19 protein-coding genes and 1 pseudogene are annotated in these 16,493 nt (G+C 66.0%); 8 read left to right on the top strand and 12 right to left on the bottom strand.

From position 1 onward, the window contains the following. Positions 1-154: 154 nt before the first annotated feature. Together ABWY06_RS15175 and sutA are read left to right on the top strand one after the other, a co-directional pair. Positions 155-580 (top strand): secondary thiamine-phosphate synthase enzyme YjbQ, encoded by a 426-nt coding sequence (locus ABWY06_RS15175; RefSeq protein WP_353926392.1) that lies wholly within the window; start codon positions 155-157, stop codon positions 578-580. Positions 581-655: 75 nt separating this feature from the next. Continuing rightward, positions 656-979, top strand: coding sequence for a dormancy-specific transcriptional regulator SutA (gene sutA, locus ABWY06_RS15170; RefSeq protein ID WP_353926391.1), 324 nt, complete (start codon positions 656-658; stop codon positions 977-979). Between the two features lie 64 nt (positions 980-1,043). Here sutA and ABWY06_RS15165 read toward each other — a convergent pair whose 3' ends face one another. Genes ABWY06_RS15165 through lptM form a run of 6 tightly spaced genes read right to left on the bottom strand, consistent with a single transcriptional unit; the run spans position 1,044 to position 5,621 of the window. Beyond that, positions 1,044-1,751, bottom strand: coding sequence for an HAD family hydrolase (locus ABWY06_RS15165; RefSeq protein ID WP_353926606.1), 708 nt, complete (start codon positions 1,749-1,751; stop codon positions 1,044-1,046). After that, entirely contained in the window at positions 1,748-2,644 is an 897-nt protein-coding gene (gene xerC, locus ABWY06_RS15160) for a tyrosine recombinase XerC (protein WP_353926390.1), read from the bottom strand. The genes ABWY06_RS15165 and xerC overlap by 4 nt, the downstream gene beginning before the upstream one ends. A 49-nt stretch (positions 2,645-2,693) precedes the next feature. Next, a complete protein-coding gene (locus ABWY06_RS15155; protein WP_353926389.1) occupies positions 2,694-3,383 on the bottom strand; it encodes a DUF484 family protein in 690 nt (229 codons plus the stop codon). Continuing rightward, a complete protein-coding gene (gene dapF, locus ABWY06_RS15150) occupies positions 3,380-4,210 on the bottom strand; it encodes a diaminopimelate epimerase (protein WP_353926388.1) in 831 nt (276 codons plus the stop codon). The genes ABWY06_RS15155 and dapF overlap by 4 nt, the downstream gene beginning before the upstream one ends. Before the next feature lie 4 nt (positions 4,211-4,214). Beyond that, entirely contained in the window at positions 4,215-5,486 is a 1,272-nt protein-coding gene (gene lysA / locus ABWY06_RS15145) for a diaminopimelate decarboxylase (RefSeq protein ID WP_353926387.1), read from the bottom strand. Positions 5,487-5,495: 9 nt separating this feature from the next. Further along, positions 5,496-5,621, bottom strand: coding sequence for an LPS translocon maturation chaperone LptM (gene lptM, locus ABWY06_RS15140; protein WP_353926386.1), 126 nt, complete (start codon positions 5,619-5,621; stop codon positions 5,496-5,498). A gap of 172 nt (positions 5,622-5,793) precedes the next feature. Between lptM and ABWY06_RS15135 the strand changes: the two genes are divergently transcribed. The 5 genes from ABWY06_RS15135 to ABWY06_RS15115 all read left to right on the top strand — a co-directional run bounded on the left by ABWY06_RS15135 (position 5,794) and on the right by ABWY06_RS15115 (position 9,061). Then, complete coding sequence (locus ABWY06_RS15135) at positions 5,794-6,828, top strand: AraC family transcriptional regulator (RefSeq protein ID WP_353926385.1); 1,035 nt, start codon at positions 5,794-5,796, stop codon at positions 6,826-6,828. A gap of 148 nt (positions 6,829-6,976) precedes the next feature. Further along, positions 6,977-7,309, top strand: a complete 333-nt coding sequence (cyaY, locus tag ABWY06_RS15130) for an iron donor protein CyaY (protein WP_353926384.1) — start codon at positions 6,977-6,979, stop codon at positions 7,307-7,309. Continuing rightward, positions 7,290-7,499, top strand: coding sequence for a DUF1289 domain-containing protein (locus tag ABWY06_RS15125; protein ID WP_353926383.1), 210 nt, complete (start codon positions 7,290-7,292; stop codon positions 7,497-7,499). The genes cyaY and ABWY06_RS15125 overlap by 20 nt, the downstream gene beginning before the upstream one ends. A 150-nt stretch (positions 7,500-7,649) precedes the next feature. Further along, complete coding sequence (gene rnk, locus ABWY06_RS15120) at positions 7,650-8,054, top strand: nucleoside diphosphate kinase regulator (protein ID WP_353926382.1); 405 nt, start codon at positions 7,650-7,652, stop codon at positions 8,052-8,054. Positions 8,055-8,224: 170 nt separating this feature from the next. Then, positions 8,225-9,061 carry a lipase family protein gene (locus tag ABWY06_RS15115; protein WP_353926381.1) on the top strand — a complete coding sequence of 279 codons (837 nt, stop codon included), beginning with the start codon at positions 8,225-8,227 and terminating at the stop codon, positions 9,059-9,061. Positions 9,062-9,085: 24 nt separating this feature from the next. Here ABWY06_RS15115 and ABWY06_RS15110 read toward each other — a convergent pair. The 4 genes and pseudogenes from ABWY06_RS15110 to ABWY06_RS15095 form a co-directional block, all read right to left on the bottom strand. Beyond that, a pseudogene (locus tag ABWY06_RS15110) lies at positions 9,086-9,505 on the bottom strand (glycine-rich domain-containing protein); the annotation flags it as partial. Positions 9,506-9,520: 15 nt separating this feature from the next. Next, complete coding sequence (locus tag ABWY06_RS15105) at positions 9,521-12,382, bottom strand: class I adenylate cyclase (RefSeq protein ID WP_353926379.1); 2,862 nt, start codon at positions 12,380-12,382, stop codon at positions 9,521-9,523. A gap of 113 nt (positions 12,383-12,495) precedes the next feature. After that, positions 12,496-12,741 (bottom strand): TIGR02647 family protein, encoded by a 246-nt coding sequence (locus tag ABWY06_RS15100; RefSeq protein ID WP_353926378.1) that lies wholly within the window; start codon positions 12,739-12,741, stop codon positions 12,496-12,498. 143 nt (positions 12,742-12,884) lie between these two features. Next, positions 12,885-13,175 carry a hypothetical protein gene (locus ABWY06_RS15095; protein WP_353926377.1) on the bottom strand — a complete coding sequence of 97 codons (291 nt, stop codon included), beginning with the start codon at positions 13,173-13,175 and terminating at the stop codon, positions 12,885-12,887. Positions 13,176-13,341: 166 nt separating this feature from the next. Here ABWY06_RS15095 and ABWY06_RS15090 point away from each other — a divergent pair, with 166 nt between their 5' ends. Next, complete coding sequence (locus tag ABWY06_RS15090; protein WP_353926376.1) at positions 13,342-14,001, top strand: glutathione S-transferase family protein; 660 nt, start codon at positions 13,342-13,344, stop codon at positions 13,999-14,001. Between the two features lie 16 nt (positions 14,002-14,017). Here ABWY06_RS15090 and ABWY06_RS15085 read toward each other — a convergent pair whose 3' ends face one another. Both ABWY06_RS15085 and argH read right to left on the bottom strand, forming a co-directional pair. Continuing rightward, on the bottom strand, positions 14,018-14,890 hold the full coding sequence (locus ABWY06_RS15085; protein ID WP_502948206.1) for a polysaccharide deacetylase family protein: 873 nt from the start codon (positions 14,888-14,890) through the stop codon (positions 14,018-14,020). A gap of 20 nt (positions 14,891-14,910) precedes the next feature. Beyond that, on the bottom strand, positions 14,911-16,305 hold the full coding sequence (gene argH, locus ABWY06_RS15080) for an argininosuccinate lyase (RefSeq protein WP_353926375.1): 1,395 nt from the start codon (positions 16,303-16,305) through the stop codon (positions 14,911-14,913). Positions 16,306-16,493 lie beyond the last annotated feature (188 nt).

The raw sequence follows: 16,493 nt of genomic DNA, 5'->3' as shown, positions 1-16,493 counted from the left end.
CGCCCGGAGGCGTCCGGGCCCCACCCTTGTACGGGGTGCACAAAGGCGCCCTTTGTTTTTTCCGCAAGCGCGCTAGAATGCGCGCCGGACAGACAAAACGCCGATGCGTGGAAACTGCCGGACTCCGGCAGTGGTCAATGGAGCTCGAGAGCGGATGTGGCAGCAGACGCTGATTACCCTGGGTGCGCGGCCACGCGGTTTTCACCTGGTGACGGACGAGGTGCTGGCGGCGTTGCCGTCGCTGGCGAGCTACCGCCTGGGGCTGTTGCACCTGTGGTTGCAGCACACCTCGGCCTCGTTGACGGTCAACGAAAACGCGGATACGGCGGTGCGTAGGGATTTCGAGCGGGTGTTTCAGCGCCTGGTGCCCGAGGGCCGAGGCGATTACGAGCACGACGACGAAGGTCCCGACGACCTGCCGGCGCATATCAAGGGCAGTCTGCTGGGGTTTGAGCTGAACCTGCCGATAACCGAAGGACGCCTGGCCCTGGGTACTTGGCAAGGGATCTACCTGGGCGAGCATCGCCTTCGAGGCGGGGCGCGACGGGTCATGGCCACGCTGCAGGGCGAGGTTTATTGAATTTTTTCGGTGGCGCTCGAAAGCGCGCGCCGCTGGGCTATAACTAATCTGCTTTTCGCAGTCATGAGGTTGGACATGAGCGACGAAGAACTGGAACACGACGAACTGGAAGGTGCCGAGGAAGAAGGCGAAGAGCTGGCGGCCGCGGATGATGGTGAGGCGGACGAGGATCCGGACAGCGAAAGCGAACGGGTTGTCGCCCCTGGCAAAAAGACCAAGGCCGCCGTCGATGTCGATGAGCTGCCGAGCGTCGAAGCCAAGCAGAAAGAGCGTGATGCGCTGGCCCGCGCCATGGAGGAGTTCCTCTCCCGCGGCGGTCAGGTTCAGGAGGTCGAGCCCAATGTGGTCGCCGACCCACCGAAAAAGCCGGACAGCAAATACGGCAGCCGTCCCATCTAGGGGGCGTGCCACAAAAGAACCCGCCAATTGGCGGGTTTTTTTGCATTGGGTGCCCTGCTTGGATTTAGCCGTGGGCTGGCCAGTTCTCCAGTACGCTTGGCAGTTCGGCCAGGCTGCGGATCTCGGCGTGGGCCGGGGTCGCGCCGGTCCAGGCTTTGCCGTACGGGTTGAACCAGATGGCGCCCATCCCGGCGGCATGGGCGCCGCCGATGTCATCTTCCGGGTGGTCGCCGATATGCACCGCCTGGTGAGCTGCCACGCCGGCCCGTTGCAGTGCCGCGCGGAAGGGCGTGGGATCGGGCTTGCCGACGCCCAGTTCCTCGGCGCAGAGGGCGAAGCGGAAATAGTCGGCCAGGCCCAGGCGCCGCACATCGGCGTTGCCGTTGGTCAACACCCCCAGCATAAAGCGGCTCGCCAGGCGCTCCAGCGTCGTGTGCACATCGGTGAACAGCGCCACCTGGTGGCGCGCCTCGAGAAACACCTGGAAGCCGGCTTCGGCCAGCTCCCGGGCTTCGGTGTGGGGATAGCCGGCGTCCTCCAGGGCATGAAACAGGATGCGCCGGCGCAGTTCGCTCAAGCGGTGCTTGAGCGCCGGATCCTGCGCCATCAGGCGCGCGCGCACGGTCCAGAGGTGCTCGATGGGCACCGGCCCCAGGCGTGGCGCATGCTGCCCCAGCCAGTCGCGCAAGGCCGCCTCGGCGCCGTGCATGACCGGGGCGACGTCCCACAGGGTGTCGTCGAGGTCGAAGGTGATCAGTTGGAGGCTCATCAGTCGCTGCTGCCTTTGCGTTTGGCCCGCGGGTGGGCGGCGTCGTAGACGCTGGCCAGGTGCTGGAAATCCAGGTGGGTATAGATCTGGGTGGTGCCGATGTCGGCGTGGCCCAGCAGTTCCTGGACGGCACGCAGGTCCTGGGACGATTCGAGCAGGTGGCTGGCGAAGGAGTGGCGCAGCATATGCGGGTGCAGGTGCTGCCCCAGCTCGCGTACCCCCGCCTGGCGCACCCGCAACTGGATCGCCCGCGGCCCCAGGCGTCGGCCCTGCTGGCCGATAAAGACCGCGCCGTCCAGCGGGTTGGCCAGCGCGCGTACGGCCAGCCAGCGGCTTAGCGCCTCGCGGGCCAGGCGCCCGACCGGCAGGACCCGGGTCTTGCTGCCCTTGCCCAGGACTTCCACCAGGCCGTCGCTGAGGTCCAGTTGCGCCAGGTCCAGGCCGGCCAGTTCGGACAGGCGCAAGCCCGAGGAATAGAACAGCTCGAGCATGGCCTGATCGCGGCAGGCGATAAAGTCGTCCTCCACCGCGCCGTCGAGCAGCTGCAACGCGCGGTCGGCATCCAGGGTCCGCGGCAGCCGCCGCTCGCCCTTGGGCGGGCTGACCCCGCTGGCCGGGTCGGCCTGGCACAAGCCGTGGCGCGCCAGGTACTGGTACAGGCCGCGGGTCGCCGAGAGCAGCCGCGCCAGGCTGCGGGCCGACTGGCCTTGCTGGTGCAGGCGGGCAACAAAGCGGCGCAGGCTGCGGCTGTCCAGGCGCGCCCAGCCGTCGATGGCCTGGCCCTGGCACAGCTCCAGCAGCTTGAGCAGGTCCTGCCGGTAGGCGGTCAGGGTGTGCGGCGAGACCTGGCGCTCATGGCGCAGGTGATCGAGGTAGGCGTCGAGCTGACTCTGCATGGCGCCTCCTGGAGGGAGCAGCGATAAGCTGCAAGCGAGGTTGCGCGCCCTAGCGAACCGAACGCAGTGGCGTGGCGAAACGCGGCAGCACCCGCGCCAATACTTCGGCGATATAGCCGAGGAACAGGGTGCCCAGCGAGCTCTTGTAGTGCTGCGGATCCGCGCTGCCGATCGCCAGCACGCCGTGCAGGCCCTGGTGGCTGAGGGCGACCACCGCCGCTGAACCGACCTGGGAGGCCTGTTCTTCGCCAAACAGAAACAGCAGTTCGTGGCTGCGCAACACCCCGCAGATGGTCTTGCCGCCCGCCAGCAGGCCGCCGATGGCCTGGTGGGCCTCGGCGCTGCTGACCGAGCGGCCGACGGCCAAGGGCGATTCGCTGAACAGGATCAGGCTGACGAAGGGAACCTGGAAGGCATGGCGCAGGCTGTCTTCCAGGGTGCCGACCAGTTCCTCGAGGCTGGCCGCATCGAGCAGGTCGAGCACCAACCGACGGGTCTTGTCGAACAGCCGATCGTTGTCGCGGGCCACGTCCATCAGTTGCGACAGGCGGTGGCGCATCTCGATGTTGCGCTCGCGCAGCAGCTTGACCTGGCGCTCCACCAGCGAAACCGTATCGCCGCGCTGGTGGGGGATGCGCAGCTCCGGCAGCAGCTCGTCGTGCTCAACGAAAAAATCCGGATTGGCCTGCAGGTAGGCGGCCACGGCCGCGGCATCGAGGGAGGTGGATTGATCGCTCATAGGCGTACCTGACCTTCGTAAACCCGTACGGCCGGCCCGGTCATCATGACCGGCATGCCCGGCCCTGCCCACTCGATGGTCAGGCGCCCGCCCGGCAGGTCGACCTGCACCGGCGAGTCCATCCAGCCCTGGCTGATCGCCGCCACTGCGGCGGCGCAGCTGCCGGTACCGCAGGCCTGGGTTTCCCCGGCGCCGCGCTCCCAGACCCGCAGCCGGGCGTGATGACGATCGACCACCTGCAGGAAACCGATATTGGCGCGCTGGGGAAAACGCGGGTGATGTTCCAGCTGGGGGCCCAGGCTGTGCACCGGGGCCTGATCGACGTCATCGACGCGCAGCACGCCGTGGGGGTTGCCCATCGACAGTACAGCCAGCTGCAGGGTCTGCCCATCGCTCTCGACCGCATAGCTGATGGCCTGGGCATCGGCCTGGAAAGGCACCTGCGCCGGCTCGAGGCGCGGCGGGCCCATGTTCACGCTGACGTGGCCGTCGGCACGCATGTCCAGCTCGATGATGCCGCCAAGGGTTTCCACCCGCAGTTGGCGCTTCATGGTCAAGCGCTTGTCCAGCACGAAACGGGCGAAGCAGCGCGCACCGTTGCCACACTGCTGCACCTCGCTGCCGTCGGCATTGAAGATCCGGTAACGGAAGTCCACGTCCGGGTTGGTCGGTGCCTCGACGATCAGCAATTGATCGAAGCCGATGCCGGTGTGGCGATCGCCCCACTGTTTGGCGTGTTTGGGCAAAATATGCGCGTGCTGGCTGACCAGGTCGAGGACCATGAAATCGTTGCCCAGGCCGTGCATCTTGGTGAAGCGCAACAACATGGGCTTACCCTCCCGACGCGGCGGCAGACGCGGGCGGCAGCAGGCTTTCGCCGGCGAAGAGCTCCTGCACGGTTTCGCGGCGACGTACCTCGATCGCCTGGGTGCCGTCGACCAGCACCTCGGCGGCGCGACCGCGGGTGTTGTAGTTGGAGCTCATCACAAAACCGTAGGCGCCGGCCGAACACACGGCCAGCAGATCGCCTTCGGCCAGCGCCAGCTCGCGACCGCGGGCGATGAAATCGCCGGTCTCGCAGATCGGTCCGACCAGGTCGTAGGGACGGGTCGCGCCGTCGCGCGGGGTCACGGCGATGACGTCCATCCAGGCCTGGTAGAGCGCCGGGCGAATCAAATCGTTCATCGCCGCATCGATAATGGCGAAGTCCTTGTGCTCGGTGTGCTTGAGGTACTCGACCCGGGTCAGCAGCACGCCGGCATTGGCCACGATATAGCGGCCCGGTTCGAACACCAGGGCCAGGTCGCGGCCGGCCACGCGTTCGCGCACGGCGCGTATGTAGTCGCCGATCGCGGGCGGGGTTTCGTCCTTGTAGCGCACGCCGACGCCACCGCCCAGGTCCAGGTGACGAATGCGGATACCTTGCGCGGCGAGGCGATCGATCAGCCCCAGCAGGCGGTCGAGGGCGTCGAGGAAGGGCGGCAGGCTGGTCAGCTGCGAGCCGATATGACAATCAACCCCCAGGACGTCCAGGTTGGGCAACGCAGCGGCGCGGGCGTAGACGGTTTCGGCCGTCTCGATGGCGATACCGAATTTGTTTTCTTTCAAACCGGTGGAGATATAGGGGTGAGTGCCGGCGTCGACGTCGGGATTGACCCGTAGCGACACCGGTGCGATCACCCCCAGTTCGGCGGCGACTGTCTGCAGCCGTTCGAGCTCATCGCTGGACTCGATATTGAAGCAGTGCACGCCGATTTCCAGGGCGCGGCGCATGTCCGCGCGGGTCTTGCCGACGCCGGAGAAGACGATGCGCGAGGGTTCGCCGCCGGCAGCCAGCACGCGCTCGAGCTCGCCCAGGGAAACGATATCGAATCCCGCGCCCAGGCGGGCCAGCAGGTTCAGCACGCCCAGGTTGGAGTTGGCCTTGACCGCGTAGCAAACCAGGTGCGGAACGCCCTGCAGGGCATCGGTAAAGCTGCGGTACTGCGCCTCGATGTGCGCCCGCGAGTACACATAGGTCGGGGTGCCGAAGCGCTCGGCGATGGCGGACAGCGCGACCCCTTCCGCGAACAGTTCACCTGCGCGGTAGTCGAAAGCGTTCATGGCGCTTCCTTATTCGGATTGTTCGGCGGCGGGTTTGCTGTCGTCAGGCAGGTACAGCGGGCCTTTTTGCCCGCAGCCAGCCAGCAGCGTGGTGACGGCGACGAGCGCGATAAGGGCAGAGAACAGCCGCTTCATGGCGAAATCCTTGAGAAAGCATTGATTGCGCCGGAGTATACCGGCCCCTCGGCGCCTTGTCTCTGCGCCGCGGCAGCCGTCCGACGGGGCTTGGCCAGGGGTTTCGTGCGAGGGTGAGCAGCGGCGTGAGGCGTTGGCTTGGGGTAAGCTCGAGGCAAAAAGAGGACCTGCGATGGAGGCGTCACTCACCAGCTCGGTCTCGGTCGCCTATTTGCAAGGCTTGGTCGAGTACGTGCAGCGCAGGGGTATCGAGCCGGCGACGCTGCTGGCGCGTGCCCAGCTCAGCCCGGCGTTGCTGGCCCAGCGCGCCGAGCGTATCGCCGCCAGCGCCTACCTCGAGGTGCTCGAAGAGGCGGTGCGTCTGACCGGCGATGCCGACCTTGGCCTGCATCTGGGCGAGGCGGTGCGGCCCGGGTACTACGGAGTGCTGGGCTACCTGATCATGAGTTGTGCGACGCTGGCCGATGCGTTGCACCGCCAGGCCCGTTACGCGGCGCTGGTGGGCAATCTGGGGGTAGTCGACCTGGCCGACGAACCGCCGCGGGCCGGCCTGGAAGCCCAGGTCAGCCTCAGCTGGCGGCCCTTGTTGCCACAGCCGCAACGCCAGATCGCCGAGGAGTCGTTGGCTGGCTGGGTGACCTTCGGCCGCTGGATCAGTGGCCTGGAGCACCCGCCCAGCGAAGTACGCTTCCGCCATCCGGCGCCTGCCGATACCCAGGAGCACCGGCGGATCTTCCACTGCCCGGTGTTGTTCGAACAGCCCGACAACGCCCTGGTGTTTCCCAAGCGGCTGTTGGCCTCTCCGTTGGGGCAGGCCGATGGGCAGGTGCGGCAGATGCTCGATGCCTATGCCGACCGGCTGTTGGGCGAACTGCGCCTGGGTCAGCACGTGCTCGATCGGGCCCGCCTGGAACTGGCCCGGCAACTGCCCGACGCCGGCCCGGACCTGGCGCGTCTGGCCCATACCTTGGGCCTCAGTCCGCGAACCTTGCAGCGCCGCCTGCGCGAGGCGGGCCTGTCCTTCAGCCAGCTGGTGGACGAAATCCGCCAGCAGCTGGTGTTGCACTACCTGCGCGATCCGGCCCTGGAACTGCTGGACATCGCCTACCTGGTCGGCTTCAGCGAGCCGGGCTCGCTGGCCCGTGCGTTCCGTCGCTGGAGCGGGCAGAGCCCGGGCGAATACCGCCGCGGTCTGGCGACGGACTAACACCGATCGGCGGCCGTGAACAGGCTTAACCTGGCCGGAGGCCAGCGGTAGACTGACGTATTGGTTGCCGTCATGCGGGTCGTTGCCAGGCGCCGTTCGCGGTCGCGCAGCGGGCCAGTCCTGCCCCTATTGTCCCGAGGTTGTCCCGATGAGTTTGAGCGAAGCCCGTTTCCATGACCTGGTCGATGCCGCCCAGCAAGCGGTGGAGGATATTTTCGATGACAGCGACCTGGACCTGGACCTGGAAAATTCCGCTGGCGTGCTGACCGTGCGTTTCGAGAATGGCAGCCAGGTCATTCTCAGTCGCCAGGAGCCGATTCGCCAGTTGTGGTTGGCGGCCCGCTCCGGCGGCTTCCACTTCGATTACGACCCGGCCAGCGAGCGCTGGGTATGCGATACCAGCGATGAGCTGCTGGGGGAGATGCTGGCCCGCATCACTCTCGAACAGGCCGGTGAAGCCCTTGAGTTCGAAGAACTCTGAACCCGCCGAGGATTCCCCGGTAGCCTCGCCCTGCCGCCGGCAATGTTGCCTGGATGAGCACGACCGGTGCCTGGGCTGCGGCCGCCTGCTCGCCGAGATCCTCGAGTGGGGCGGGGCCGACAATCAACGTCGGCGTGCCATCTGCGCCGCGGCCCAGGCCCGCCTCGGGCGCGCGCCCGCAGCAGGCTGACTGAGCGGTCTTGTTTATTTGCCCGCCTGTGATACGGTCGCAGGCATGCCCGTTTTCCGCTATGCCACAGCGAAACCCCGCCCTGTCGGGGTTTTGTTTTTTCGCTCGTCCGTCCGGATGCCCTTTGCTTTCAGGAGTCGCGCTTTCACCATGAACAGTTCACCGCCCATCACCATTACCCGCCTCGACCTGCAACGGCTGGAACGTCTGCTGGACGAGCAGCCCGACGCTGCCGGTGCCGCCGCGCTGGAGCAGGAGCTGGCGCGGGCGCAGGTGGTCGGTCACGACCAGGTGCCGCCCGGTGTGGTGACCATGAACTCCCGGGTGCATTGCCGTGAGGAAAATGGCGGCAAGGATTACCACCTGACCCTGGTCTACCCCGCGGACGCCGGCCGCGAAGGCACGGTGTCGATTCTCGCACCGGTCGGCAGCGCCCTGCTCGGGCTCAGCGTCGGGCAGCACATCGACTGGCCGGGACCGAACGGCAAGGCGATCCGGCTGGCGCTGCTGGCCGTCGAGTATCAGCCGGAGGCGGCCGGCGAATACCGGCGCTGAGTGGCCCAGGCTGGTCTAGAGTCGAGGGGGGTCGATCCGGCGGGTGCGGGTCGACGTTGCGCAATGAGGCGCCGTAACCCGTCCTGAACGCTAATTCACGCCGTGGGTTCGCCCACCTCGGGACGCCAACGCCTCAGCCAGTCGCGCCGGTCTGTCGGCAAGGAGCCAGGATGTCCAGTCTGCCGCTGTATTTCCCACCGGGATTCGCCCTGCCCCAGGCGCTGCTATGCGCGCGCCTGGTCGCAGCGGCCTACGCTCAATATGACCAATGGCGTGCCGCCCAGCAGCCGCGACGGCCCCAGGACTTTGACTGGACCCCGCCAACGATGGACGGCTGGCGGTTTTCCGCGCCGATCTGGAGCATCCTCAGCGAGCTGCATTTCATCAACGAATCCGAGCCGTTCGGCTTCGCTGCACGTGATCCCCAGGGCGACGTTTATCTGGTCTTCCGGGGGACCGATACCGTGCAGGATTGGCTCGATGACCTGGATGTCGACCAGCGTCCCTACCCCTGGCAAGCCAACGTGGGGCAGGTGCACGACGGCTTTCTGAAACTCTACCGCTCCTTGCGCGACCTGGCGCTGCAGGCTGCCGACGGCTTGCAGCCTGGCGCCCGGCTCTGGGCCTGTGGCCACAGCCTGGGGTGCGCGCTGTCCAGCCTGGCGGTGCTGGACTTGCGCGAGCGTTGGCCCGACCTGCCCTTGGAACACTACAACTTCGCCAGTCCGCGCCTGGCCGCGCCGGATTTCGCCAGCCACTACAATGCGCTGCAGGTGCCGACCTACCGCGTGGTGAATGACAGTGATCTGGTGCCCGAGATACCGCCGGGGGTAACCGACCACTGGCTCTACCAGCACCTGGGTCAAGCCGTGACCTTTACCGCCAGCTACGCCGGGGTTGCCGCCGACCACAGCCTCAGCGACTGCTACCTTTATGCGCTGCTCAATCCCGAATCGCCCATGCGTATGGGGTCATCAGTCGCCGCCGCCGTCACCGCCGCGGTCTGAGTCAGTGCCATCGTCGCCGCATCAGCCGGCGCTGCAGCCGATATGGCTGGCACACTAGGCGCCGTCGCCGGGTCGGCAGTGCAGTTGGTAGCGAAAGCCGCAGACGATCCCCAGTTCGGCATCCAGGGCGAAGAGCAGCTGCAGCCGGTTGGACCGCTTCGAGTCTATCCCTTCACGGGCGCAGGCCAGGCGCCAGGCCCGGCGGATGCTGGCCTGGGCGCGCATGGCTTCGCTGGGGATGTGGTGCAGAAAGCGCCCCAGGCTTGGTCTGCAGAAATGTTGATACAGGCGGGTATGCAGGATGCATTCGTGCCAGGCCAGGTCCACCGCCTGGGACGGCATCGCCACTGACTGGCGGCCGCCGAGACGGCAGATCAGGACGTACTCGCGCAGGCCCTGGACGACTTTTTCAGTCTGCTCCGGCGTCAGCTGGGGATAACGTTCGACGGGACGCTCGCGTCAGGCCTGTTGCAGGGCGTTGTTCAGCGCGGCTTCCAGCTCGACCTTGTAGCGCAGGTAATGCACCGTCTGTGGCTGGCGCTCTCCCGACACCCCGGACAGGTCGAGGTCGGTGATATAGCAGGGATAGGGCTCGGGCGAGCGGCGCTGGGTGAGGATATGCCGTGCCACCGCGCCATACAGGTCATGGCCGTATTCCAGTTCGGAGAATTCGCGGTGGTTGCAATACAGGGTGACGTGCGCCGGTTTGCCGGCCTTGGGCTCGATAATGGCCTGGACATCATAAAAGGGATGGCTGACCGGGGTCTGCGGCAGCGGTCGGCGCTCCAGGCTGCGCGGTCGCTGCGGGGCGTTCGGCAGCACCTGATAGCAGAGGATCTCCAGGGCCAGTACCGGCGGTGCAGTGTCCAGGGGCGCGAGGGCATTGTGGCGATAGAGCAGCGATTGCAGGAAGCGTTGCAGCGGCACCAGCAGGCTCTGTTCGTCGCGAAAGGCTACCCGCTGGCGCCATAGCGCGTTGTGCTCGTCGAGCAGGGTCAACTCCGCCTGCTGGTCGTCATGCAGGCGATAAAACAGTTGCAGGCAACCGGGCCGACCCAGCGGCAGGATCAGTGCCAGGTCTTCCCCGTCCAGGGCATAGCGATCCAGACGTAGCGGGCTGTAGTCGTGCTGGTCTTCACCCAGGTGCTGGAGTAACGCGGGCAGGTCGGCCAGGCTGGTATGCCGGACATGCCCGGGTACCAAGTGCAGCACATGGTAGCGCTGCTGGATCTGCACCAGGTAGCGCGGGTTGGTCCCGCCAAAATGGTCGAGGATATCCTGGAACAGTTCCCGGACCCGCTCGCTGATGGCTTGCGCGCGGTTGCGACAGAAGCAGCGCACTTGCAATTTTGGCGCGGCACCGGCGGGCAGGCTGTTGAGAAAATCACGCAGGCAATCGAGCAGGGCATTGGCCCCGTCGTAACGCTGCACCAGCAGTTCGTTCCAGCTGTTCAGGCTGACCTGGTCGAGGGTCAGTACCAGGTTCTCGCGCACGCCGGAATAGCCCAGCGAGTCGGTTCGCCCGCTGGTCATGTGCACGTTCATCTGGCTGTGCTGCTTAAGCGGATCGACGCCGACGTTGACCAACAGCAGCACCTCGCGCGGGGCGCTGGGGTGCTGCAGCGCACTTTCTGCTACGGGCGGCAAGGGCAAGGGCACCAGTTGTTGCAGGCTGCCGAGCAGGTTGGACAGTTCGAACTCGCCCAGGTCGCTGTCACCCGGGTGCAGCGACAGGCGCGTGCTGCTGTCGATCACGCCGTTGCGGTGACACCAGGCGAGCAGTTCGATCAGTTCACGGGCGCGTTTGAGCGGTGCGAAATCTGGCCACTCCTGGGCATTCAGGCTGCCACTGTAGAGGGCCCATTGCAGCTCGTCCGGTGTCTCAGGGCTGGCACTCTGCACCAGGGTCAGGGTGTCTTCCGCCAGGTCCGGGGCGATGCCCGGGTTGATGAACTCGACCTTGCCGGCCTTGCGCTCGAAGGCGGCATACAGGCGGCGTCCGAGAATGCCCAAGTCGCGGCTGTTCAGTGAGCTTACGGCGTGTTCGCTGCGGGCGAACTCGGACAAGAAGCGATAGCTATAGGTCAGCTCGTTGACCAGGGCGCGGCGTTCGGCACTGACCTGGCGCACCTTCCACTGGCTGCGGCTGTCGAGCATGCTCAGCTGGCGGGCGTCCCATTGCCACTCGCCGGTCAGGCGTTCGAGCAGCAGGCGTTGCCAGCTCTTGCCACGTCCACGCGGCGGGCTGCTGAGCTTCTTGTTGACCTTCAGGTACAGGCAGCGGCGGATCAGCTCCAGGCGCTCCGGCTCGGCACGCATCGTCAGGTATTCCTCGAGGCGGCGGTAGACCACGATATAGGGGTCGAGCTCGTCCAGGTCCAGGCGATTGGCAAACACCGCCTGCTTGAACCGCAGGCTCAGGCACTCCACCCGCGGGTGCTCGCTGGCATAGACCTCGGTCAGCAGCAGTTTGAGTACCGACTTGTAGGGGGATTCGATGCCCTTGAACAGTTGCCACATGCCGGCGCCGATGAATTCCCCCGGTGGGATACGCGCCAGGTGGCCCAGGTCGATCACCTCCTCGGCACGGATAAAGCGTTTACTCAGCAAGGTGGCGGTGTATGCCTGGTAACGCTGCTCCTCATACACCGGTACCAGCCACCACAGTGGTGTGCGTCCGGCCAGCCAGATGGCGGTGCGGTAAAACTCGTCCAGCAGCAGGTAATGCTGGGTGGTCCCGCAGTCGTCCGAGGTCAGCTGGGCCTCACGGTCGCCGACGGTGAAGCGTGCCGGATCGATCAGGAAGAAATGCGCTTCGGCGCCCAGGGTCGCCGCCCAGGCTTCCAGCAGCGTGCATTTGCGCTGCAGTTCGTCGACCTCCTGCGCCGTCAGGTCCGGGGCATGGCAGACCCACAGGTCCATGTCGCTCTGCTCGGCCTGGGCCACGGTGCCCAGGCTGCCCATCAGGAACAGGCCGTGAATCGGCAGCGGCGGCTTGCCCCCGGCCGGCGCGGCGCGGCGACTTTTGTAGGCGAATGAGCGGGTCAGCCGCTGCGCCTCGGCCAGCAGCGCCTCGTCCGGTTCGAAACCGGACAAGCCGGCCGGGGTCAGGCCCGAGACATAGCCGGGCAACAGCGGGTGATTGACATGGAACAGCAGCGGCAGCAGCTTCAGCACCAGTTGCTGGCGGGTCGAGAGGGCCTGCATGGCGCGGTTCAGGCGGCCGCTGTTGACCGTGAGAAAGCGCGCGCGCAGTTGCGTCAGGACCTTGCGGTCGATGCCGTCGTCGAGATCGGGGCGAATTTCCTGGTTGCGTGTCATAACCACCGGGCGCCGAATGATGGCTTGATAGTATCAGCGACTGCCCTGGTGCGGCAGCCCCAGGTCGGCATTCGCACCGCCGACGCAGGCGGCGGTGCGGCAGGGGACAGCGGTTAGGCGGGCTCTTGAACGGTCAGTATGGTGAGCAGGCCTTGAGCGTGCTCGGCGGCATCCAGCCCCAGGCTGGTCAGGTAACCGCCGTCGGTCTGGGTGATCAGGCCTTTTTCGTGCAAGCGCTTGGCCGCGGCGATCGCCTGGGGTGCGGCGACCTGATGGACTTTCAGGCCCTCCTGGGTATTGGCCAAGTTGAACAGCGCGAGAATTTCCAGTTCAGCAACCAGCTCGGGGGTGAAAGACATAGTGGCTCCAGGTTCTTCTAGGCGTAAGCCTCGGCACCTGCGACCGGTACCGGGCGATGCGCCCCGGGATCATGCGGCAACGGGGCTTTTGGCAGTGTAGCGAGGTCGGCGGCTCACTGTCGCAACTCTTTGCACTGATCCGCTCAAACACCGCCTAGGTCGGGTTCGGCTGGCAGTTCCGGCAGCGCGCGCAAGGCCTGTTCGTACCAGAGCAGGTCGAATTTTCGGTCCTCGCGCAGCATGCAGTTGATCTCCTGCGCGAGCACCAGCGCCATCAGGTGCAGGCTCTCCTCGCGCGGGTAACCGACCAGCGTCAATTTGTTCAGGGTCGCCCGAACCGCTGGCGGGCTGTCGGCCTCGAGCTGGTTTTCGATGGCGTCGACCAGGGTCTGTTCGGCGAAGGTTTCGTCGTCGTTGTCGTCGTGCTCGCTCATGGGGGGCCTGTTGTAAGCTGATTGGAAGCCAGGCATTAGTGTGCCACGTCGTGCGCGCCTGTTGAGCGCCATTCAGCCTGTGGATACTGCTGGGTGGCGGGCCCATTGCGGGGTATTGCTGTCAGTCCCATCCCACCCATTCCGCGCGGCGGTTGGAGAATGCCCGATGCTCAGGTTGCATGGATTTGCCGTCAGCAACTATTTCAATATGGTCAAGCTGGCGTTGTTGGAAAAAGGCCTGCCGTTCGAGGTGGTGCAGGTTCAGGGCAGCCAGAGCGAGGCGTTTCTGGCCATCAGTCCGCGCGGTAAGGTACCGGTGCTGCAAACCGAACAGGGGTTTATCAGCGAAACCAGCGTGATCCTCGACTACCTGGAAGAGCAGCAGGGCGGTAAGCCCCTGTTGCCGGTCGCGCCGTTCGAGCGTGCCCAGGTTCGCGCGCTGATGCGCGAGATCGAGCTGTATATCGAACTGCCGGCCCGTGCCTGTTACCTCGAGGTGTTTTTTGGCGGGCAGGTGGACCCGGCGATCAAGGCCAAGAGCCGCGCCGATGTGCTGGCGGGCATCGCCGCGCTCAAGCGCCACGGACGTTTCGCGCCCTATGTCGCAGGTGACCGGCTGAGCCTGGCGGACCTGTATTTCCTCTACAGCCTTGACCTGGCCTGCGCAGTGGCGAAAAAACTTTTTGCCCTCGACCTGCTGGAGGACTTCCCGGCCGCCGTTGCGTTGTTCGCGCTGCTCAAGGACAACCCCCATGTGCAGCGCATCGCCGCCGACAAGGAGCTGGAAATGGCGGCATTTCTGGCGAAGATGCGGGTTGGTCCCTGAGGGGCTGCCGGAGCGTTCAACGCCACAACCAATTCCACAGGCCCGGCAGTTCAGAGGGTTGGCTCGGGTCGCGCAGGGTGCGCGCCAGGGCCGCGCGCTGCAGCGCGACGCGGTTATCGTAGAAGGGAATGGCGGCTGTGGTCAGTCCGGCCTGGTGGGCTTCCTCCAGCAGGATCTGCAGGTATTCCTGCAGATGCCGGGCGGTGTAGGAATTGAGGTCGTGAAAGGTCGCCACCAGCGGGATTTCTCCCGCCACGACCGGTAGCTCCCCCGCGAGAATGCGTTCGCGGACCTGCAGCAGCTGCGCACGCAGATTGCTGCGTCGACGCGGGCTGCCGTTGAAGCCCCAAATCTTGCCATCGTTGGCGCTCAGGTCGGTCAGCAGGACACTCAGGCCGTGCCGTCGGTAAGCCTCGAACGTGTGCCGGTCGTAGCTCCAGAAGGGCGGGCGCACCAGGCGCGGCGGCTCGCCAAGTACCGCGCCGAGGTCCGCCACGCCGCCCTGGAGGGAATCGTCCAGCGCCTGCGGACTGAGAAAGCGGTGATTGCTGTGGCTGGCCGTGGCGGTGTGGAAGCCCAGCAGGTGCCCCTCGCGTTGCTCGCGACGCATCAGGCTCTGCCCCACGGAACTGGCACCGGCCCGTGCGGCCCGGGTCTGGACGAAGAACAGCGCCTTGATGCCGGGCTGGATGGGATTGCGCGCCAGATCGTCGAGGATCGAGCGGGTCGGGTTACCCTCGAGGGCTGCGCTGGGGCCGTCATCGAAACTCAGCAGAAACCTGACCGGGATAGCGGACGCCGGTGGCAGCGAGGCGGGTGGCGCGCTCGCGCAACCGCCCAGCAGCAAGCCCAGGGCCAGGGTAGCGCGCGCCCAGGCGCGCCGTCGCAAAAGCGCCTTAGCAGACGCGCTCAACGCCCGGCGAGCAGCGCCTTGCCGCGCTCCACCGCCGCGCGCACCTGAGCCGGCGCGGTACCGCCGAAATGGTCGCGGGCGTTCACCGAGCCTTCCAGGGTCAGCACGGCGAAGACGTCCGCTTCGATCTGGTCGCTGAACTGGCGCAGTTCATCCAGGCTCATCTCGGCCAGGTCCTTGCCGGTCTGCACCCCGTGCTTGACCGCGTGCCCGACGATTTCGTGGCAGTCGCGGAACGGCAAGCCCTTGCGCACCAGGTAGTCGGCCAGGTCCGTGGCGGTGGAGAAACCGCGCAGCGCCGCTTCGCGCATCACGTCGGGGCGCGGGCGAATGGCCGGGACCATGTCGGCGAAGGCGCGCAAGCTGTCGCGCAGCGTGTCGGCGGCATCGAACAGCGGCTCCTTGTCCTCCTGGTTGTCCTTGTTGTAGGCCAGCGGCTGGCCCTTCATCAAGGTCAGCAATCCCATCAGTGCGCCGAACACTCGACCCGACTTGCCGCGCACCAGCTCCGGCACGTCGGGGTTTTTCTTTTGTGGCATGATCGAGCTGCCGGTGCAGAAACGGTCCGGCAGATCGACGAACTGGAACTGCGCGCTGGTCCAGAGCACCAGCTCTTCGGAAAAGCGCGACAGGTGCATCATGGCCAGCGAGGCCGCCGCGCAGAATTCGATGGCGAAGTCACGGTCCGAGACACCGTCCAGGGAATTACCGCCCACCGCGTCGAAGCCTAGCAACTGGGCGGTGAGTTCGCGGCGGATGGGGTAGGTGGTGCCGGCCAGTGCGGCCGAACCCAGGGGCATGCGATTGGTCCGCTTGCGACAGTCGACCAGCCGTTCGTAGTCGCGGCTGAGCATCTCGAACCAGGCCAGCAGGTGGTGGCCGAACGTTACCGGTTGCGCGGTCTGCAAATGGGTAAAACCCGGCATGATAGTACTGGCTTCACGCTCGGCCTGTTCCAGCAAACCCTGTTGCAGGCGCGTGATCTGCGCCAGGATCAGGTCGATTTCGTCGCGCAGCCACAGGCGGATATCGGTAGCGACCTGGTCGTTGCGCGAGCGTCCGGTGTGCAGCTTCTTGCCGGTGACGCCGATGCGGTCGGTCAGCCGTGCCTCGATGTTCATGTGCACGTCTTCCAGGTCGACCCGCCACTCAAAGGTGCCGGCCTCGATCTCGCCCTGGATCTGTTGCAGCCCGGCCACTATGTCATCGCGTTCGGTGGCACTGAGCACCCCGACCTCGGCCAGCATGCTCGCATGGGCGATGGAGCCCATGATGTCGTGGCGGTAAAGACGCTGGTCGAAGGACACCGACGCGGTAAAACGGGCGACAAAGGCGTCGACGGGTTCGCTGAAGCGGCCGCCCCAGGATTGGTTGGTCTGCTCAATGCTCATGGAATCGCTCGGCTGGTGCGCAAAATGGCGTGTAGGGCAGGCCGTCGCGGTCAACGGGCGGCATGCGGGCTGGGTACGTCGATAATAACAGGGCCGCTCGGCAAAATCGCCGCGCCACTGGACTACCCTGGCAGTGGGCCCGGTTGCAGGCAATGTCAGGCCCGTCACAGTTTTTCGCACCCGGCGAC

Source organism: Pseudomonas sp. (assembly GCF_040514055.1).
Classification (GTDB): domain Bacteria; phylum Pseudomonadota; class Gammaproteobacteria; order Pseudomonadales; family Pseudomonadaceae; genus Aquipseudomonas.
The sequence above is the reverse complement of the archived record's forward strand: the minus strand, read 5'-3'. Positions and strand labels throughout refer to the sequence as shown.